18 protein-coding genes and 2 tRNA genes are annotated in these 19,828 nt (G+C 61.1%); 2 read left to right on the top strand and 18 right to left on the bottom strand.

The annotated features are described in order from the left end of the window. Nucleotides 1-18: 18 nt before the first annotated feature. The 5 genes from epsF to epsL form a co-directional block, all read right to left on the bottom strand. The gene (epsF, locus tag ACP92_RS09915) at nt 19-1,419 is read right to left on the bottom strand and encodes a chain length determinant protein EpsF (RefSeq protein WP_013233979.1); all 1,401 of its coding nucleotides are present in this window, start codon (nt 1,417-1,419) and stop codon (nt 19-21) included. A 64-nt stretch (nt 1,420-1,483) separates the two neighbouring features. After that, nucleotides 1,484-2,278, bottom strand: coding sequence for a polysaccharide export protein EpsE (epsE, locus tag ACP92_RS09910; RefSeq protein WP_013233978.1), 795 nt, complete (start codon nt 2,276-2,278; stop codon nt 1,484-1,486). Between the two features lie 78 nt (nt 2,279-2,356). Next, a complete protein-coding gene (locus ACP92_RS09905; RefSeq protein WP_013233977.1) occupies nt 2,357-3,271 on the bottom strand; it encodes an EpsD family peptidyl-prolyl cis-trans isomerase in 915 nt (304 codons plus the stop codon). A gap of 57 nt (nt 3,272-3,328) precedes the next feature. Then, complete coding sequence (locus tag ACP92_RS09900) at nt 3,329-4,741, bottom strand: undecaprenyl-phosphate glucose phosphotransferase (protein ID WP_048348530.1); 1,413 nt, start codon at nt 4,739-4,741, stop codon at nt 3,329-3,331. 10 nt (nt 4,742-4,751) lie between these two features. After that, nucleotides 4,752-5,930: an XrtB/PEP-CTERM-associated polysaccharide biosynthesis outer membrane protein EpsL gene (gene epsL / locus ACP92_RS09895; RefSeq protein ID WP_231944470.1), complete on the bottom strand. Its 1,179-nt coding sequence runs from the start codon at nt 5,928-5,930 to the stop codon at nt 4,752-4,754. 423 nt (nt 5,931-6,353) lie between these two features. Between epsL and ACP92_RS09890 the strand changes: the two genes are divergently transcribed. Further along, nucleotides 6,354-6,980, top strand: a complete 627-nt coding sequence (locus tag ACP92_RS09890; protein ID WP_013233974.1) for a phosphatase PAP2 family protein — start codon at nt 6,354-6,356, stop codon at nt 6,978-6,980. A gap of 72 nt (nt 6,981-7,052) precedes the next feature. Here the strand turns inward: ACP92_RS09890 and ACP92_RS09885 are convergent, their stop codons facing one another. From ACP92_RS09885 to thrS, 9 genes are all read right to left on the bottom strand, one after another. Continuing rightward, nucleotides 7,053-7,562, bottom strand: coding sequence for a GNAT family N-acetyltransferase (locus ACP92_RS09885; protein WP_013233973.1), 510 nt, complete (start codon nt 7,560-7,562; stop codon nt 7,053-7,055). Nucleotides 7,563-7,720: 158 nt separating this feature from the next. Then, entirely contained in the window at nt 7,721-8,128 is a 408-nt protein-coding gene (locus ACP92_RS09880; protein WP_013233972.1) for a MerR family transcriptional regulator, read from the bottom strand. A 3-nt stretch (nt 8,129-8,131) separates the two neighbouring features. Further along, a complete protein-coding gene (locus ACP92_RS09875; RefSeq protein ID WP_026051953.1) occupies nt 8,132-8,545 on the bottom strand; it encodes an integration host factor subunit alpha in 414 nt (137 codons plus the stop codon). 64 nt (nt 8,546-8,609) lie between these two features. Next, a complete protein-coding gene (gene pheT / locus ACP92_RS09870; protein ID WP_013233970.1) occupies nt 8,610-11,036 on the bottom strand; it encodes a phenylalanine--tRNA ligase subunit beta in 2,427 nt (808 codons plus the stop codon). A 79-nt stretch (nt 11,037-11,115) separates the two neighbouring features. Next, nucleotides 11,116-12,144, bottom strand: coding sequence for a phenylalanine--tRNA ligase subunit alpha (gene pheS, locus ACP92_RS09865; protein ID WP_041310552.1), 1,029 nt, complete (start codon nt 12,142-12,144; stop codon nt 11,116-11,118). A gap of 191 nt (nt 12,145-12,335) precedes the next feature. Further along, entirely contained in the window at nt 12,336-12,698 is a 363-nt protein-coding gene (gene rplT / locus ACP92_RS09860; protein WP_006712690.1) for a 50S ribosomal protein L20, read from the bottom strand. 25 nt (nt 12,699-12,723) lie between these two features. After that, a complete protein-coding gene (rpmI, locus tag ACP92_RS09855) occupies nt 12,724-12,921 on the bottom strand; it encodes a 50S ribosomal protein L35 (protein ID WP_006712688.1) in 198 nt (65 codons plus the stop codon). 292 nt (nt 12,922-13,213) lie between these two features. Beyond that, nucleotides 13,214-13,735 (bottom strand): translation initiation factor IF-3, encoded by a 522-nt coding sequence (infC, locus tag ACP92_RS09850; RefSeq protein WP_081441899.1) that lies wholly within the window; start codon nt 13,733-13,735, stop codon nt 13,214-13,216. Between the two features lie 73 nt (nt 13,736-13,808). Continuing rightward, nucleotides 13,809-15,716, bottom strand: a complete 1,908-nt coding sequence (gene thrS, locus ACP92_RS09845) for a threonine--tRNA ligase (protein ID WP_013233967.1) — start codon at nt 15,714-15,716, stop codon at nt 13,809-13,811. A 483-nt stretch (nt 15,717-16,199) separates the two neighbouring features. On the opposite strand from thrS, the gene ACP92_RS09840 reads away from it, so the two are divergent. Then, nucleotides 16,200-16,394, top strand: coding sequence for a hypothetical protein (locus ACP92_RS09840; RefSeq protein ID WP_041311729.1), 195 nt, complete (start codon nt 16,200-16,202; stop codon nt 16,392-16,394). 98 nt (nt 16,395-16,492) lie between these two features. On the opposite strand, the gene ACP92_RS09835 is transcribed toward ACP92_RS09840, so the two are convergent. The 4 genes from ACP92_RS09835 to ACP92_RS09820 all read right to left on the bottom strand — a co-directional run bounded on the left by ACP92_RS09835 (nt 16,493) and on the right by ACP92_RS09820 (nt 19,828). After that, a complete protein-coding gene (locus ACP92_RS09835) occupies nt 16,493-16,900 on the bottom strand; it encodes a response regulator (RefSeq protein WP_013233966.1) in 408 nt (135 codons plus the stop codon). Between the two features lie 328 nt (nt 16,901-17,228). After that, nucleotides 17,229-17,305: transfer RNA gene (locus ACP92_RS09830), tRNA-Val, on the bottom strand. A gap of 91 nt (nt 17,306-17,396) precedes the next feature. Next, a tRNA-Val gene (locus ACP92_RS09825) sits at nt 17,397-17,473 on the bottom strand. A 105-nt stretch (nt 17,474-17,578) separates the two neighbouring features. Further along, nucleotides 17,579-19,828, bottom strand: coding sequence for a RelA/SpoT family protein (locus ACP92_RS09820; RefSeq protein WP_013233965.1), 2,250 nt, complete (start codon nt 19,826-19,828; stop codon nt 17,579-17,581).

The following is a 19,828-nucleotide window of genomic DNA, read 5'->3' as shown; positions in this document are numbered from 1 at the left end:
TCTGAGGCCATCAGCCCATCAGACTGGCGCGGCGCCCGGTTCGCGGCCAAAGCCCAGGCGGCGGTCGCGGCCCTTCTGTGCGGCGGGGTGGGAGATGGTCCCCAGCACCGGCAGGCCGATCCCCTCCACCAGGTCCGCTTCGGAACGTACGCGGCGATTGATCAGTTCCAGGCCCAGGGCGGCCATCACGCCCAGCACCAGGCCGACGAACATGGACAGGATCAGGTTGATGAACAGGCGCGGGCTGGACGGCGCCGTGGGCGGCATGGCGCTGGCCAGGATGGAAATGTCGGACTGGTTGGACTGGCCTTCCAGGTTGGTCTGGGTGAAGCGCTGGGCGGTCAGCTCGTAGGCGCGCTGGGCGCTGTCGAGATCACGCGAGAGCACCGACAGTTCGTCGCGGGTGCGATTGAGCTCCAGCACCTTCTGCTTTTGCGCATTGAATTCGCTGCGGATCTCGGCTTCGCGCTTCTGCAGGATGCTGGCGTTGGTGGCCACGCTGGCCGAGGTGGCGGCAATGGCGGCATTCAACTGGGCGCGCAGGCCATCGACTTCGGCCTTGGCGTTCAGGTAGTCCGGGTGCTGGGTGCCCAGGCGCTTGGCCGCCTGGGCGAAGCGGGCTTCGGAAGCCGCCAGGTTGGCCTTCAGATTCTGGACCAGCGGATTGGCGTTGACGTCCGGCGAGTTCTGGGCGCTGCCTGCAGCCTGGCGGCGCGATTGCGCTTCGGCCAGCGCACCTTGTGCAGCCACCAACTGGGTGGAGAGATCATTGAGGCGATTGTTTTCCACGTCCACGCGGTTGTCCAGGTTGGTGATGCCGTGTTCCTGCTGGTACTTGGACAGCTTGGCCTGGGCCTGTTCGTAGTTCTCGCGCAGGACCTTGATCTGGTCGTTGAAGTAGGCCGAAGCCTTGCGGGTCGGGTCCAGCTTGAGCTGCATGCTGACCTGCTGGTAGGCCTCGGCAAAGGCGTTGGCCATGGTCGCTACGGTCTGCGGGTCGCGGCCCTTGTAGGTGATGTCGATCACACTGCTGTCACGCGAGGCTTGTGCATCGAGGTTGCCCAGCAGGATGCCGGCCAGCCAGTTGCGGATGTCGAGCTGGCTGTTGCTGTTGGCGTAGCTTTCCTTGACGGCGGGGTCTTGCGCCAGCTTGAGCGCATCCACCACCGCCAGCGCGGTGCTGCGGCTGTTGATGATATCCACCTGCGTGGGCATATAGCCCGGCAGCGCCTGGGCCGTGACCATGGTGCCAGTCACCGGATCGGTGGCCTTGTAGTTCAGCACCACCGAGGAGGTGGCCTTGTAGGTCTTGGGCAAGACCAGGCTCACCACCAGCGCCGCCACCACGGTGACGCCGAAGATGGCCAGGATGATCTTGAGATGGGCCCGCAGGATCAGCAGGAACTGGGATAGGTTCATTGGAATACTCCTGACAAGAATGTCGTGACCGGGAAGCTCTGGGCTGGACGCTGGCGGCGCCCGGTCAGAACCAGCTTTCCTTGACGTAGACGATGTCGTCCGGCAGCAGCAGGTCGTCCTTCTTGACGCTGATTTCCTGCAGCTCGCCATTGGCATCGCGCCGCTTGACCTTGAGCCCGCGCTCGGTGCCGCGCGGGGTGAGGCCACCGCCCAGGGTCAGGGCCTGCAGCACGGTGGTGCCGCGCTCGAGCTTGTAGGCGCCGGGACGCTGCACTTCGCCGTAGATGTAGAAGCGCTGGTAACGCTCCACATAGACCACGTCATTGGCGCCCACGGTGGGCAGTTCGGTGGTGTCGCCGTTGTGGGTGATGGCATAGATATCGACGGCGGTGCGGGTGACCTTGCCGTCCTCGGTGCGCACGATGGTGATGGTGTCGCCGCCGTCAGGATTGACGCCGCCGGCCAGCGCGATCACATCGGCCACATTGCGGCGACCATCGAGCGGATAGCGGCCGGGCTTGTAGACCTGGCCCAGCACCGAGATCATCTGGCTGGCCGGGGCCGTGACCAGGATGTTGACTTGCGGGTTGACCAGGTAACCGCCCTGCTTGAGCATGCCGGCAATCTTGCGCTCAGCCTGGGCGGTGGACATGCCGCCGATCTTGACCTCGCCGATGAGGGGATAGCTGATGACGCCGGCCTCGCTGATGCGGGTTTCCAGCGTCAGGTCCTGGCTGCCGTAGACGTTGATGCGGATCACGTCACCTGGCCCCAGGGGGATGTCCTCGGCGCGAGCGCTGCCCGAGAAGGCCAGCACCGCGACCAGCAAACCTGCAAGCATTAGCAAAATTTTTCTCATGATTGTTTTGACTCCGGAGTTATGCCTGTACGGCCTGATTCGATGTTGGGGGGTCTTGCAAATTCTGGCGGCGCGGCCCTAGCGGATGGCGGCGCCTGCCGCGGCATCCTTGCCGGGGCTGGTGGCGTCGGCCACCGGGGCGACGCTGTTGTCCTTCAGGGTCTTGGCCGAATCGAAGTAGACGATCTTGGCGTCGGCCTTGAGCCGGGCCACGGCCTGCTCGGTGATCTCACCCTGGCGCTGGTTGGCCAGGTATTGCTCGATCTGCTGGGTGGCGGCCGCGCGCGAAAGCGGCACGTTGCGCACATCGGCCAGCGCGGCCAGGATGGCGGCATCGCCCTCATTGACGATGAAGAGCTGGCCTTTTTCCATCTTCTTGACGCCAGCCAGCATCGGCGGCGGCAGGTCCATCGAGGTCTTGGTGACCTGCAGACGGGTGAAGGGGATGTGCTGCTTCTGCAGCCAGGCCGCCACCTCTTCCAGCGGGCGCACGCCCACCATCATCTTGGTGAGTTCCTCATTGACGCTGGCGCGGTCGATCACCAGCTCGGCGAACTCGTACTGCTGGCGCTGCGCGAACCAGTCCGGATGCTGGTCGTAGAAGGTGCTGACCTCTTGCTGGCTGGGCCGCGTGGGCTTGGCCAGCTTGCGCTGCACATAGCTTTGCGCCAGCACCAGGTCGCGCGCACGCTCCATGTCGGCCAGCACGGCCGGGTCGGCATCGAGCTTTTCCTTGCGCGCGGCATTGACCAGCACCTGGCGCGCCACCAAGCCATCGAGCACTTGCTTGTTGGCTTCGCGCGCACCGCCCTTGCCCAGTTCGGCGTTGAGCTGGTGGATGGTGATTTCCTTGCCGTCCACGCTGGCCAGGGCCTGCCCGGAAGCGGCCTGCTCCTGCTTGCCGCAGGCTGCCAGCAGGGCCAGCATGAGCAAGGCGGCGCCGCTCTTGAGCGCGCCTGCGGCGGGTCGGGTGATACCTTTTTCTGTCTTCATTTCTTCGTATCCTCGGTACTTGGTATGGCTGGGTGCTTCGTTCCCAGGTAGATCAGGTCAATAAGCGTTTTCCCGCTTGAGCACCAGGCGCACGGTCTGCACGATGATCCAGAGATCAAAGGTGAGCGACCAGCGGCGCAGGTATTCCAGGTCGAACTCGATGCGGGCCTTCATCTTGTCCAGCGTCTCGGTCTCGCCGCGCAGGCCGTTGACCTGGGCCCAGCCGGTGATGCCCGGCTTGACCTTGTGGCGCAGCATGTAGCCCTTGATCTGCTTGCGATAGAGCTCGTTGTGGGCCACTGCATGCGGACGCGGGCCGACGATGCTCATGCGTCCCTGCAGGACGTTGACGAACTGCGGCAGCTCGTCCAGGGAAGACTTGCGCAGGAAGCCGCCGATCTTGGTCAGGCGGGCGTCGCCCTTGGTGGCCTGCTGCACATTGGCGCCGTCTTCCAGCACGGTCATGGAGCGGAACTTGTAGACCACGATCTCTTCGCCATCGAGCCCGTAGCGGCGCTGCTTGAAGATCACCGGCCCCGGCGAGGTGGCCTTGACGCAGATGGCGATGACCACCAGTACCGGCAGCAGCATGAGCAGGATGACGGTGGCCAGCAGGATATCGCTGACGCGCTTGACGAAATTGTTCATGCCCGTAAAGGGCGTTTCGCAGATGGCCATCACGGCCATCCCGCCGACGTAGTCGAAGCGGGCCTGGATCAGGTTGAAGATGTAGATGTCGGGGACGAAGTAGATCGAAGCAGTGGTGTCCTGCAGCTCGTCGATCATCTGCAGCACGCGCGGCTGGGCCGAGATGGGCATGCTGATGTAGACCATGTTGATGTTGTGCTTGCGCACGTAGGCGGCGACGTCGGACATCTTGCCCATCAGGGGGGTGAAGGTGCCCTGCGGCTGGCGGCCGATCTCGCGGTCATCGAAGAAGCCCATGAGCTTGATCATCAGCGCCGGATAGTTGTCCATGCGCTCGGCCAGCTTCAGCGCGGCCGGGTTGACGCCGATGATGATGGCCTTGCTGACCTCGCCCTTGGTATGCAGGTCGCGCATGACGCGCGACTGTGCATACTGCGACACCAACAGGCCCACCGGGGTGCCGATGACCCAGGCCGCCAGCACGCCCGGCGCGAACTGCTGGTAGAACTCGCAGACATAGCCGATCAGGCCCAGCACCGCCACCACCGCCAACCAGTCCACGAAGATCGACGCCACCGGACGCGTCCCCTTGGGATTGCGGCGCAGGCGGCGCTCGTGGAATTCAGTAAAGAAATAGGAACTGATGAAGAAGGCCATGATGGCCAGCATCCAGTAGTCCCCCGAGAACGGCACCCCGTGCAGGCGCACCAGCACCCACAGGTAGGCCACGATCATGGCCGGTTCCAGCAGGCGCTTGAACACCATGACGATCACGTTGGGCTTGACGTTCACCATGGGAAGGGTGTCACGGATCTCATTCATTTTGGGGGCCTCAGAACTCATAGCGCGTGGTCAAAGCAATACCGTTGGAGACATAGCCAAAACCGCTGATGTTGGAGGACGAATCCTCGCGGTAGATGGCCGCCATCAGGGACAGCGAGCGCAGGGGGGCGTAGATGACGCCGAAGCTGTACTTCTTGTAGGTATCCTTGCGGCCGGAGGGCGTGACACCCGTGACCACGGCCGCACCGTTGTAGTCGCGGCGCTGGTAATCGATGCCGGCATCGACGCGGATCTTCTCGGTGGCGCGCCAGCGGGTGGACAGGCTCAGGCCGTTGGTCAAGGCATAGTTGGCGTCGATGTCGCTCACGCCACCGATCTCGCGATACAGGTTCATCGTGAAAGCGGTCTTGGCGGTAGCGTCCCAGTCGGCGATCAGGCGCGCATTGAGACCGCTGAAATTGGCCGCGCCACCCGTGTCGCGCTCACGGCGCACATAGCCGCCGAGGAACTGCAACTTGGTCTTGTCACTGTAGAGCCAGGAAACGCGCGCCTTGAGTTCATCCTGGCTGAACGAGTTGTTGATCAGAGCGCCACTCACCAGCGCCGGTTCCGGATAATTGCCGCGCGTATGCCTGACCTGGAGGCCGGCGATGCTGCCACTGCGAGCGGTGTAGTCCAGACCCATTTCGTAGATGTCCTGCGAAAAGCTGTTGTTCTGCAAGGAAGGCAGGTCGTAGCCGAGACTGAAGCGCGAATACTGACCGCGCACGGTCCAGTCCGGGTGCAATTGCCAGGCTGCCGTGGCATAGCGGGTCTGCGCGGTGCGGATGTTCTTCTCCAGCACGCGCAGGTTCTGGAACGGCGTCAGACCTTGCGAATACACATAACCGATGTCACCCGAAAGATGCTCTCCCAGCACCCAGCCCCAATAGGCATTGAGGTCGCGCTGGTCGTTGTCGAACTGCCTGAAATTGTCAAAGGTGTTCTGCGTCAGCCGTGCGTCAAGCCGGATATGCTGGCGGCTGAACATCCGGTCAAAGCGCACGCCGCCTGCCTTGGACTGCACGGTGTCGGACATTTGCGTCGTGCCCAGCGTGGCCTGCGCCTGCGCCGGATCACGCAGTCGCAGCAAATTGTCGTCATAGAGGATCGAGTACTGCACGTACGGCGTCACCACCTGGCCATCATCGTCGGCACGGGCCTGCTGGGCGGCCATGAAGGCAAGCACAGCAAGGACTTGCGCACTACGTCTACGATTGAGCCAGGAATGTCTCTGCCAAGCCATCTTTCCAATGTCCTTTCTTTTTAGATAAATCTTTTATAACAGTGGCGATTTCCGGCGTCGGCATTGCTGCGTCGCAACAGAAAAAATCAGAGTTCATCATGCATCATTTTTGACACTTAATCAAAAAATATTTGTTGCCAAACGAAACAATGTGTGCTAAGGCAAAAACACCCCACTTCCGTCAATCGGATAAGCCCGATAGCTCTTGTAGGAAGAGCGGAAGTTTTGGGTTCGGAAGCTCCGACATGGCTGTTTTTCTGCGTTTTTGATGAACTTGGCGGGCATCGGGGGATCAAGCTCATCTTGGACTTGGCGTTGAGCGCCCTGCTCCCTTTTCTTTTCCTTGATGAAGTGACGACAGACTGGATGTTTGGTTTTCTTTCCCAAGAGTGGTGGCATGCCCTGAGCTTTTTCGGCGACAGTGCGCTGACTGTTCCCGGTGCGCTTGTGCTGGCCTTGTGGCTGGCCGCCAATGGGCGCTGGCGCACGATGCTGCGCTGGCTATGCGCCTTTGGGGGCGCGATGATGATCGTGGTGGTGAGCAAGCTGCTCTTCATGGGCTGGCATATCGTGCCGCCCTGGCTACCCAACTTCACCGGCGTGAGCGGCCACTCGGCCTCGGCCATGTGTTTCTATCTGGGGCTGGGCTTGCTGCTCAGCGAAGGAAAGAGCGGCACGGCGCGCGCAGTGACGGTATCGGGAGCGGTACTGCTGGCGGTGACGGTGGGACTGTCGCGGCTGGCGATCAAGGTCCACTCCCCCTCGGAAGTGATCACCGGCCTGGCGCTAGGCGCATTGGCCGGGGCCTGGTTCTGGCTGGGACTGCGCGGACCGGCCGAGGTCTTGCGCCGACGCTTCGTGCTGGTGGCCTTCGCGGCCTTCATGCTGGCGGGATCGGATGCGCGGCCCGCGCCGACGCAGCAACTGCTGCAACAGATCGCGCTGTGGCTGTCCGGGCATGAGCGTGTCTATACGCGCAGCGAGCCGCTGTGAGTTGTCCGGCCTGATGAAAAAAAACGCCGGATGCCCTGCGGCTCCGGCGTCATGCGATAAGCAGCGGCCCCATCAGGCCGGCTTGATCATGTAGAGCGCGTGTTCATCGTAACTGCGCAACTTGGCATGCAATGCCGGCGGCGCATCGGCCAGCACCTCGAATCCACGGCTGCGCCAGTAAGGCGCAGAGCCATGCACCGCCACCAGCGCGGCATGCGCCAGACCATCCTTTTCCATGAGCATCGACAGTTGCTGCATCAGTGCGCGACCCAGTCCGGCTGAGCGCGCTGCCGGCAACAAGGCGACGTCGTGCAGGTAAAGACAGTTGGCTTGAGGGTCCAGTGCTTCCAGGAAGCTGTCCAGCGCCGGAGGCTGGCCCAGGAGGGCCGGATGCATGAACGCATACCCCACGGCCTGCCCGGCGCCGCCTTCCACGCGGGCGATCCAGCATCCTTGCGGATACAGCGCCAGCCGCTCGGCAAAGACGTCGCGCCGTTCGTAGAACCCCACATGCACCACCGCTGCTATCGCCATGACGGCGTCGAGGTCGGCGGGCTGCATGGGTTGCCATGTCATACTCATAGAAGCAAATACCTGTATTTTTTATATTATTTATATCGTTTATATGATCTTCAGATTTTCTGATTTTCTGATTTTTGCGCATCGGCGCCGCACACCATCTGTACCAAGAAAAAAACCGCTGGCAAGCAGCGGTTCTACAGAGGGCGAGCACGACAGCCTCAGGCCTGGGCCACCGCCTCCGGGCGCAGCACCTTCAGGATATCCAGCAGTTCGGCGCGCACCTTCTCGATGCCCTCCTCGTCCAGGCTGATGGCAGGCGGCTCCACAATCTCGGGCTGCTCGGGCTCATTGCTGCCATCGAGCTTGTTGCGCGCACCGCTGATGGTGAAACCCTGCTCGTAGAGCAGCTCGCGGATGCGGCGGATCAGCAGCACTTCATGATGCTGGTAGTAGCGCCGATTGCCGCGCCGCTTCACCGGCTTCAACTGCGTGAATTCCTGCTCCCAGTAGCGCAGCACATGCGGCTTGACGCCACAGAGCTCGCTGACCTCGCCAATGGTGAAGTAACGCTTGGCCGGAATGGGCGGCAAGACGATTGCCGCAGGCTTATTGACACGATCGTTCATAGATTAGACGGACATTTCAACGGGGCTGCCGCTGGAGAGCTCCACCATTTCCTTCAGTTTCTGACTTGCGTGGAAAGTGACCACGCGCCGTGCGGTAATCGGTATTTCCTCACCGGTCTTGGGATTGCGGCCAGGCCGTTGCGGCTTGTCGCGCAGCTGGAAATTGCCGAAGCCGGACAACTTGACGGCCTCGCCGCGCTCGAGCGCATTGCGGATCTCGTCGAAGAAGGTTTCCACCATGTCCTTGGCTTCGCGCTTGTTCAGACCGACCTGCTCGAACAAAAGTTCGGCCAGCTCGGCCTTGGTCAGCGTAGGCAGGTTCTTGTCGGCCTGCGAACGCGCCTGGGATTCAAGCACGGCGCGATGCAGGTCGGCGTCCAGCACGGATTGAAATTCGTTCGAATTCACGTTGTTCATGGCGATGAATGACTGGGCCTCAACCGATTCCGGTCTGTAATTATTTTCGCTCGCGGACATCACATCAGGCACGCAGTCTGGCGCCGAGCTTGGCGCTCGCAGCGGCCACCAGTGCATTCATCGCAAGGTCAACCTTGTCATCCTGAAGGGTGTTTTGAGTATCTTGCAAGGTGCAGCGGAACGCAAGGCTTTTTTCGTCACTCTCCAGTCCGCGGCCTTGATATTCATCAAATAAAACAAGGGCTTGCAAAATCTGGCAGGCCGGATTGGCTTGCTTTTCGGCGGCGAAGACATCCATGAGCTGCTGCGCCCCCACGGACTGCTTGACCACCAGGGCGATATCGCGGCTCACGGCTGGGAACTTGGAAATCTCGGCATAGGTCGGCAGGTCGCGCTGCTGCAATGCATCAGCATCGACTTCGAAGACCACCGGCGCCAGTGGCAGGTCGTACTTCTGCTGCCACTTGGGATGCAGTTCGCCGATCACGCCGATGACCTGCTCACCCAGCAGCACCTGGGCCGTGCGCCCCGGATGCAGGGCCGGATGCTCGCTCTTGACGAAGCGCAGGGTGCGCGGCGCGAACAAGGCTTCCAGGTCGGCCTTCACATCGAAGTAATCGACGTTGCGACTCGCCTGCCCCCATTGCTCCTCGGCGACCGGACCATAGGCCAGGGCCGCCACGCGCTTGGGCTGGTCGAAACCGGCCACGGCCAGCGGACCATCGGCCACGGCGGCGTTCTTGCTGAATACCGCACCGACTTCGAAGACGCGAATACGCGCCGCCTTGCGGTTGACGTTATAGCGTGCGTTGGCGACCAGGCCGGCGATGAGCGAAGAGCGCATCACGCTCATCTGGCTGGCGATCGGGTTCAACAGCTTGATGGGATCGGTATTGCCCGCGAAGTCGGCTTCCCAGGCGCTTTCCACGAAGCTGAAGTTGACCACTTCCTGGTAATCCTGGTCGGCCAGCAGGCGACGGATGGCGAACAGCGAACGGGTGTTCTCGGGCGCGATGCGCATGGCATGGGCGGCCACCGGCGGCAGTGCCGGTATGTTCTCGAAACCGTAGACGCGGGCGACTTCTTCGATCAGGTCTTCTTCGATCTCGATGTCGAAGCGATAGGACGGCGGCGTCACCGAGAACAGGCCCGGCTGGTAGTCGAAGGACAGGCCCAGGCGCTTGAAGATGTCGGAGACCATCTCATCGGTGATCTCCACGCCAATGACCTTGGCCGCACGGGCGGTGCGCAGTTGCACCGGCGCGCGCTTGGGCAGGTTGACGATCTGGTCGTCCACCGGACCCACACGGGTCTCGGCGGTGCCGCAGATTTCCAGCAACAGCGCGGTGATGCGTTCGATGTGATCGACCACGGTGGCGAAGTCGACGCCGCGCTCGAAGCGGTGGGCGGCATCGGTGGAGAAGTTGTAGCGGCGGGCGCGCCCCTGGATGGCCTGCGGGAACCAGAAGGCCGCTTCCAGGTAGATGTTGGTGGTGTCCAGCGAGACGGCGGTAGCGTCGCCCCCCATGATGCCGGCCAGGGATTCGAGCTCCTTGTCGTCCGAGATCACGCCGACCCATTCATCGACTTCCACGGTATTGCCGTTCAAGAGCTTCAAGGACTCGCCCTTGCGACCCCAGCGCACATCCAGGCTGCCGTGGATCTTGTCGAGATCGAACACGTGGGAGGGACGTCCCAGCTCCAGCATGACGTAGTTGGAAATGTCCACCAGCGCCGAGATCGGGCGCTGGCCGCTGCGTTCCAGACGCTGCTTCATCCATTGCGGGGTGGCGGCCTTGGCGTTGAGGCCACGGATGACACGACCGGCGAAACGGCCGCACAGGTCGGGCGCGGAAATGCGCACCGGCAGTTTCTCATCCAGGTTGACGGCGGCCGACTGGAAGGTCGGGGCCTTCAGCGGGGTGCCGGTCAGGGCCGAGACTTCACGCGCCACGCCCAGCACCGACAGGCAATCCGCCTTGTTGGGGGTGAGCTTGATAGTGAACTTGAGGTCATTCAACTGCAGGTAGTCACGGAAATTCTGGCCCACCGGCGCATCGTCGGGCAGCTCCAGCAGGCCGCCATGATCTTCCGACAGCTTCAGCTCGCGCGCCGAGCACAGCATGCCCTGCGATTCCACACCGCGCAGCTTGCCGACCTTGATCTCGAAGGGCTTGCCATCGGGGCCCGGCGGCAGCACGGCGCCGACCATGGCGCAAGGCACCTTCAGGCCGGCACGCACATTGGGTGCGCCGCAGACGATGTTGAGGATGGTGCCGGTATGCACGTTGACGCGGCAGACGTTGAGGCGATCCGCATCGGGATGCTTGGCCACTTCCAGCACCTCGCCCACCACCACATTGGTGAAGGGAGGCGCGACCGGTTCGACTTCCTCGACTTCCAGGCCGGACATGGTCAGCAGATGCGACAGTTCATCCGAGGTCATGGTCGGATTGACCATGGTACGCAGCCAGTTTTCAGAGAATTGCATGATTCAGACTTTCAGCTATCAGCCAGAGGCGCGCTGTGACCCAACTCGAGCTGAGGTGGCGCAGCGCCCTTCGTTCGGATTAATTGAATTGCTTCAGGAAGCGCAGGTCGCCTTCGTAGAACAGGCGCAGGTCGTTGATCCCATAGCGCAGCATGGTCAGGCGCTCCAGGCCGGAGCCGAACGCGAAACCGATGTACTGCTCGGGGTCCAGGCCCATGTTGCGCACCACGGTCGGATGCACCTGGCCAGCGCCGGAGACTTCCAGCCAGCGCCCCTTGAGCGGACCGCTGCCGAAGGCGATGTCGATCTCGGCCGAGGGTTCGGTAAAGGGGAAGTAAGAGGGACGGAAGCGCACCTGCAGGTCGTCGGTCTCGAAGAAGGCCTTGACGAAATTGAGGTAGACGCCCTTCAAGTCGGCGAAGCTGATGTCCTCGGCGATCCACAGGCCTTCGACCTGGTGGAACATCGGCGAGTGGGTGGCGTCGCTGTCGACGCGGTAGGTGCGACCCGGGGCGATGACCTTGATAGGAGGCTTGTTCATGCGGGCGTAGCGCACTTGCATCGGGCTGGTATGGGTACGCAGCAGCAGGGGCTTGCCCTGGCTGTCGTTGCCTTCGATGTAGAAGGTGTCCTGCATGGAGCGCGCCGGATGGTTCTCGGGGCTGTTCAATGCAGTGAAGTTGGTCCAGTCGGTCTCGATCTCGGGACCGTCGGCGACATCGAAGCCGATGGAGCGGAAGATTTCCTCGACACGCTGCCAGGAGCGCATCACCGGGTGGATGCCGCCCACGCCACGGCCGCGGCCCGGCAGGGTGACGTCGATGGCTTCGGCATTCAGGCGCGCCTGCATCTGGGCATTGGCCAGCGCATCGCGGCGTGCGGTCAGCGCGGTTTCGATCTGTTCCTTGGCGACGTTGATGATCGCCCCTTGCACCTTGCGCTCTTCCGGCGCCAGCTTGCCCAGCCCCTTCATCTGCTCGGTGATCTGGCCGGTCTTGCCGAGGTACTTGGCCTTGGCGTTTTCCAGTGCGGCGGCGTCGGGCGCGGCGGCGAAATCAGCCTGCGCCTGCGTGACCAGTTGGCCCAGGAGTTGGTCTAGGGGATTCATGCGGTAAGTCTCGCTCCAATCGAAAATCCGACGACGAAGTCGAAAAGGAAAAAAATCCACGAAACCGTGGATCAAAAACATACGGGGCATCGGTGTGACACCTCTGCCCCGCAGGATTTTGCAGCGCCGGCTGCTCGTCTGACTTGCGTCGTGGATGTTGCGGCCGGCTACCGCGTCAACACGCTGTCGATTTAGGCGGCAGCGATGTTGGCCTTCACCTGGTTGACGATGGCAGCGAAAGCAGCCTTGTCGGTGACAGCCATATCGGCCAGAACCTTGCGGTCCAGTTCGATCGCAGCCTTCTTCAGGCCGTTCATGAACACGCTGTAGGTCACGCCGTGCGAACGCGCAGCGGCGTTGATACGGGCGATCCACAGTGCGCGGAACACGCGCTTCTTGTTACGACGGTCACGGTACGCGTATTGACCAGCGCGCATGACTGCTTGCTTGGCGATACGGTAGACGTTTTTACGACGGCCGCGGTAACCCTTGGCGAGTGCGAGGACTTTCTTGTGGCGGGCACGTGCTGTTACCCCACGTTTGACTCTAGGCATAGTAGCTCCTTAGTGTATGGTGAGGTTAAGCGAACGGCAGCATCGCGCGAACGGAATTGAGGTTCGTCTCATGGACGCCCTCGGTACCGCGCAGTTGACGCTTGTTCTTGGTGGTCTTCTTGGTCAGGATGTGACGCTTGAAGGCTTGACCGCGCTTGACGGTACCGCCCGGGCGGACGCGAAAACGCTTCTTCGCGCTGCTCTTCGATTTCATCTTAGGCATAGCAACTCTGTCCTTTCGGACAGCTCCATTTTTTGATGATTGCAGGTGGCAGCACGCTCGCTGCTCTTGGATGCCTGCTCTCACTTATTTGACAGCGGGAGAACCCGCTGCTTTTGCCTGGCGCAGTCGCCTGCGCCCTGCAAATCCTTTGTCGGCCTTCGCTGCCGCGTTGTGGCGGCATGGACGACACCGGGGAGATGTCGTCCTGATACGGCTAACTGCTTGAAACTCTACAACCTGGAAAGCTGGAAAAGATATAAATGATCTAAATGATCCAAATGATCTAAATGATTTATTTCTTTTTCTTGGGCGCCAGCACCATGATCATCTGGCGACCTTCCATCTTGGGAAACTGCTCGACCTGGCCATACGGTTCCAGGTCAGCCTTCAGGCGCTCCAGCATGCGCATGCCGATTTCCTGGTGAGCCATTTCACGGCCGCGGAAGCGCAGCGTGATCTTGGTCTTGTCACCATCTTCCAGGAACTTGGTGAGGTTGCGCAGCTTGATGTTGTAATCGCCATCATCGGTACCCGGGCGGAACTTGACTTCCTTGACCTGGATGACCTTCTGCTTGAGCTTGGCCTCGTGCGCCTTCTTCTGCTCCTGGTACTTGAACTTGCCGTAGTCCATCAGGCGGCAGACCGGAGGTTGCGCAGTAGGCGCAATCTCGACCAGGTCGACTTCAGCCTCTTCGGAAAGACGTAAGGCTTCAGCCAGGCTCACGATGCCCAGCGGCTCGTTATCGACACCCGAAAGGCGCACTTCCGGCGCAGTGATCTCGCGATTGAGGCGATGCGACTTGTCAGTAGCTATTGCAGTTTCCTTTTAAAATCCAATAAATTAAGCCGTGCTCTTGCGCTGGGAGGAAGCCCTAGGCTTCCCCGTCTCAGGCTTTGGCGGCGACCTCATCCTTGAGGCGCTCCACCAAGGTGTCGATGGACATGACGCCCAGATCGACATTGCCCCGCGCACGCACGGCCACAGTGTTGGCATCCCGTTCTTTATCGCCGACAACCAGGATATAGGGCGGCTTCTGAATGGAATGCTGCCGTATTTTATAGGTAATCTTCTCGTTGCGCAAATCGGTCTCGACCCTAAACCCTTGTTTTTTCAGCGTTTGTGCAACGTTCTGCACATAATCGGCCTGCGCATCGGAAATATTCAGGATGACAACTTGTGTTGGCGCCAGCCACAAGGGCATCGCTCCGGCATGGTTTTCGATCAGGATGGCGATGAAGCGCTCCAGCGAGCCCACGATGGCCCGGTGCAACATCACCGGCACCTTGCGGTTGTTGTCTTCCGTGACATATTCCGCCCCCAGGCGGGCCGGCATCGAGAAGTCGACCTGCATGGTGCCGCACTGCCAGGAACGGCCGATGGAATCCTTCAGGTGGTATTCGATCTTGGGGCCGTAGAAAGCACCCTCGCCCGGCAGCTCTTCCCACTCGGAGCCGGAAGCACGGATGGCTTCACGCAGGGCGTTCTCGGCCTTGTCCCAGACTTCCTCGGCGCCGATGCGCTTTTCCGGGCGCAGGGCCAGCTTGACCGCCACTTCCTTGAAACCGAAGCAGTCGTAGACTTCGCGCACCACGCGGTTGAAGGCGGCAACCTCTTCCTGGATCTGGTCTTCGGTACAGAAGATATGGCCATCGTCCTGGGTAAAGCCGCGCACTCGCATCATGCCGTGCAGCGCGCCGGAAGGCTCGTTGCGGTGGCACTGGCCGAACTCGCCGTAGCGCAGCGGCAGGTCACGGTAGCTGTGCAGGCCGGAATTGAAGATCTGGATGTGGCCCGGGCAGTTCATGGGCTTCAGGGCGTAGGCGCGATTTTCGGATTCGGTCGTGAACATGTTTTCACGATAGTTTTCCCAGTGACCGGTCTTTTCCCACAGGGAACGATCCAGGATCTGCGGCGCCTTGACTTCCTGATAGCCATTGTCCTGGTAGACGCGGCGCATGTATTGCTCGACCTGCTGCCAGATGGTCCAGCCCTTGGGATGCCAGAAGATCAGGCCCGGCGCCTCGTCCTGGAAGTGGAACAGGTCCAGCGCACGGCCCAGCTTGCGGTGGTCGCGCTTTTCGGCCTCTTCCAGCATGTGCAGGTAGGCTTCCTGGTCTTCCTTCTTGGCCCAGGCGGTGCCATAGACACGCTGCAGCATCTCGTTGTTGGAGTCGCCACGCCAGTAGGCGCCGGCCAGCTTCATCAGCTTGAAGACCTTCAGCTTGCCGGTAGAGGGCACGTGCGGGCCGCGGCAGAGGTCGGTGAAGCTGCCTTCGGTGTAGAGCGACACATCCTCGTTCTGGGGAATGGAGGCGATGATCTCGGCCTTGTAGTCTTCGCCGATGGACTTGAAGTAAGCCACGGCCTCGTCGCGCGGCAACACCTTGCGGGTGACCGGCTCATCCTTCTTGGCCAGCTCGGCCATCTTCTTTTCGATGGCTTGCAGGTCTTCCGGAGTGAACGGGCGCTTGTACGAGAAGTCGTAGTAGAAGCCATTGTCGATGACCGGACCGATGGTGACCTGCGCCTCGGGGAACAGCTCCTTGACCGCATAGGCCAGCAAGTGGGCGGTGGAGTGACGGATCACTTCCAGACCATCCGCATCCTTGTCGGTGATGATGGACAGTTCCGCATCCTTGTCGATCAGGTAGGAAGTATCGACCAGCTTGCCATCGACGCGGCCAGCCAGGGCCGCCTTGGCCAGGCCGGTGCCGATGTTGGCGGCGACCTGCGCCACCGTGACCGGGTTGTCGAACTGCCGTTGCGAACCATCGGGAAGACGAACTGAAACCATTTTGTACTCCATGTCGGCAGCCGTGCTGCCTTGCCTGTTGAGGGTAATGTCGAAAAGACGGACGAAAAAAAACGCGGACCAGCCGCGCTTTTTCAAAGGACGAAAAAGAACCCGACTAGCGTCGCGTGAAAACCTCGGTGGTAGTTCGCGGTGTCATAACCGGTTTGCCTTTCTCGCTCTTACAGATTCGGTGTAGGGATTGCCTGATTGGGGCCGCCCAACGGCGGTCGCACAGCCTGGACGGCGATTATAGCAAATTTCGCCCCATGCATTGACACAAGTATTCACCAGCACTGCCGCCGCGCCACGACCATGACATCACAACAAGCCAGGACGCCCGACCCGGCCCAGGGCGACCGCTGCACAACGTTCCTCAGCGATTCTCATCATTTGCCGACACAAATATCCGTCTTTACACGCACCGCTCCACGCCCTGTCACTTTTGCGTGCTAGCATTTGGATCAATTCAAGGAGAACAGCATCATGCCGGACGCCAAGAACTGCATCGAGCAACATTCCCAACGGACCGTCATCAACAACCGTGAATACACGCTGCAAAGCCGTACGGTCGAGCTGGACAACGGCGAGCGGCACGAGGAGTACCGGGTGCTGCTGGATGGCCTGGAAATCAAATCATGGACGCGCGGCGACGTCGTCCGTTATTTCGGCCTGGGCTGACAGCGCCCTGCTCCCGCACCATCAAAAAACGGCATCCGCAGATGCCGTTTCTTTTTCCGCGCAAGACAGCTCAGCCGCTCGCGCAGACCATCGGAATCTCAGGCCTTGGCCAGATGGGCGCGACGCGCCAGGATCTTCTCGATCTTGTCCTTGAGCGTGGCGGCGTTGAAGGGCTTGACGATATAGCCGTCCGCACCGGACTGGGCCGCCTCGACGATATTTTCCTTCTTGGCTTCGGCCGTGATCATCAGCACCGGGAGATGCGCCATCGAGGGAGTGGCGCGAATCTTCTTGAGCAGGGTCAGGCCATCCATGACGGGCATATTCCAGTCGGTCAGCACGAACGTCACCGGCAGGGCTCCCGCCTCCAGGATCTTCAGCGCGGAAGAGCCATCATCGGCCTCCACTATCTTGGTGTATTCGAGTTCCTTCAGCAGTCCGCTGACGATACGACGCATGGTCGAAAAGTCATCAACTACCAGGAAATACTGATCATCTGCCGCCATAGCTAATTTGGTTTCTTCGGTGAGAGAGGAGTTCGAGGACAAAACTCGCAAAAAATTCGTTAGCAAGTTTAATTCATTTTTCGATGCTTCCGTGAAACATCAGGCCGGACCAGCGCAAAAACGAGGTTTTACCCGGCTGTCATTGCGCAAGCATTGATCGAGGACAACCCGGCCCATGACAGATCACGGCAGGTCACGCACAGCAGGAAAGTGCGGGGAGAGAAAAAGAGAGGCACAAAACAAAAAAGGAAGCCGCCAGTGCGCTTCCTTTTGAGTATCACGTCGCAGTATCACTTCGCTGCCAACCCCTCTGCATCTACAGAAGAATTGGTAGGCACGATTGGACTCGAACCAACGACCCCTACCATGTCAAGGTAGTGCTCTAACCAGCTGAGCTACGCGCCTAGCGAAACGGTGTATCAAAAATCAAAAAGGAAGCAGCCGGAGCGCCTCCTTTGAGCTTTCTTCGCCCCAACCCATCCACACCAGGAAGAATTGGTAGGCACGATTGGACTCGAACCAACGACCCCTACCATGTCAAGGTAGTGCTCTAACCAGCTGAGCTACGCGCCTAACGAAGAAGCGAGAGTATAGGAAGCTTTTGGACTTTTGCCAAGGGGTAAATAGCAAAATCATCAAAAAATTTCAGCTTCCCTTCTCGACCGCCCTGCCCCGCCCTTATTGCCGCTTGGCCTCGATCACGCCCTTGACCTCGCGGATCACCGTCAAGGCCTTCTGCAACTGCTCGGTAGAGCCGATCTCGGCGGTAAAGGCCATGCGTGCATGGCCCTTGACGCTCTGCGTACTCACGCCGATCACATTGATCTTGTCGCGCAGGAAGATATCGGAGATATCCCGCAGCAAGCCCTGGCGATCGCTGGCCAGCACGAAGATATCCACCGGATAGACCGTCTCGCGCGCCGGCGCCCCCCAGGTCGTCTGGATCACCCGCTCGGGCGCGTGCGAACTCATCTCGGCGAAGTTCTTGCAACTCACGCGATGAATGGACACGCCCTTGCCGCGCGTGACAAACCCGGCGATGGCGTCCGGCGGCGCCGGCTTGCAGCAACGCGCCAGTTGTGTCAACAGACCATCGGTACCCACCACCAGCACCCCCGACTTGGCTCCCTGCACGATGCTGGACGCACGGCTCTTGCGGGTGATCAGGGTCTCGTCGTCGATCTCGGGCTTCTTTTCCTGCCCCTCGTGCAAGGCCTGCTCGACATGACGCAGGCTGAATTCTTCCTTGGCCAGGGACAGGCACAGATCGTCGACCTTGGCAAAGCCCAGCTTCTGCGCCAGCTCTTCCAGGTTGACCGCCGTCTTGCCCTCGCGCTGCAAGGTCTTTTCCAGCAGGCCGCGGCCCACCGAGAGGGTTTCCTGCTGCTCGATGGCGTTGAACCAGGCGCGGATCTTGGAACGCGTGCGCGAGCTGACCGCATAGTCTGGACTGAGCCAGTCACGCGAGGGCCCCACGCCCGGGCCGCTCTTGACGGTGATGATCTCCACCGTCTGGCCATTCTTGAGCGCCGTGTTCAATGGCACCATCACCCCATCCACACGCGCCCCGCGGCAGCGGTGGCCGACATCGCTGTGCAGGTGATAGGCGAAATCGATGGGCGTGGCGCCGCTGGGCAATTCGATCACCCGCGCCTGCGGCGTGAGCACATAGATGCGCTCGTCCAGGGTGGCCGACTTCAGCTTCTCGACCCAGTCGCGACGCACCTCTTCCTGGTCCACCACGGCGTCGGTGACCTCATTCTTCCAGGCCAGCAGCTGGCGCAGCCAGGCGATCTTCTCGTCGTACTTCTGGGCGGAGAAATTGGAACCACCACTCTCCTTGTAGCGCCAGTGCGCCGCCACCCCATACTCGGCGAAATGATGCATCTCGTGGGTGCGGATCTGCACTTCCAGCGCCCGGCCATCCTCGGCCGTCACCACTGTGTGCAGCGACTGGTAGCCGTTCTGCTTGGGCCGCGAGATGTAGTCATCGAACTCTTCGGGAATCGGCGTCCAGATATCGTGCACGATGCCCAGCACCGCATAGCAGGTCTTGACGTCATCGACGATCACGCGGAAGGCGCGCACATCATAGAGTTCCGAGAAGTCGATGTGCTTGCCGCGCATCTTGTTCCAGATGCTGTAGATATGCTTGGGCCGGCCACTGACCTCGGCACGGATATCCTGCGCCGCCATCTCGGCGCGCAGGCGCGCAATGGCGTTGGCGACGAAGGCTTCGCGCTCCAGCCGCTTTTCTTCCAGCATCTTGGCGATGCGCTTGTAGGTCACCGGCTCCAGGAAGCGGAAGGACAGATCCTCCAGCTCCCACTTCAGCTGCCAGATCCCCAGCCGGTTGGCCAGCGGCGCATACAGCTCGAAGGTCTGGCGCGCATAGTTGGCGCTGGCCTCGTCTTCCTGCTTGGTTTCGGCAAAGTAGCGCAGCGTCGCCACACGCGAGGCCAGGCGCACCAGCACCGCCCGCATGTCGGTGGCCATGGCCAGCAACATCTTGCGCAGCGTTTCGATCTGCGCGGCGGCCTGCTGGGCAGCGTTCTTGCCGCGCAAGACCTCCTGCTGCGGCTGGAAGCTGAAGCTGTGGAAGCGCATCAGCTGGCGCACATTGCCCACCAGATCGGCAATCTCCTTGCCGAAACGTTCTTCCAGCTTCTCTTCCAGTTCGGGATGCAGCATCTGCGCCTCGAAGGCCAGCGCGGCGATACGGGTGGCGGCGTCGACATTGAGCGCGGTCAGCACCGTGGCCACCGAGATGGAGAACTGCAAAGCGTTCTGCCCGGACAGGATCTGCCTGTCGGCATAGAGCGGCTCGAGCTCGGCCAAGGCCTGCGCAACCCGTGCGGCATCCTCAGGGCCGAGACCAGCGGTGAGCGCCGCCAGGCCTTCGCCCTGTGTACTTGCTACCGAAACCAT

It is taken from the genome of Herbaspirillum seropedicae (assembly GCF_001040945.1).
Lineage (GTDB): Bacteria > Pseudomonadota > Gammaproteobacteria > Burkholderiales > Burkholderiaceae_D > Herbaspirillum > Herbaspirillum seropedicae.
Note: the sequence above shows the minus strand (reverse complement) of the source record. Positions and strands in the feature narration are given on the sequence as shown.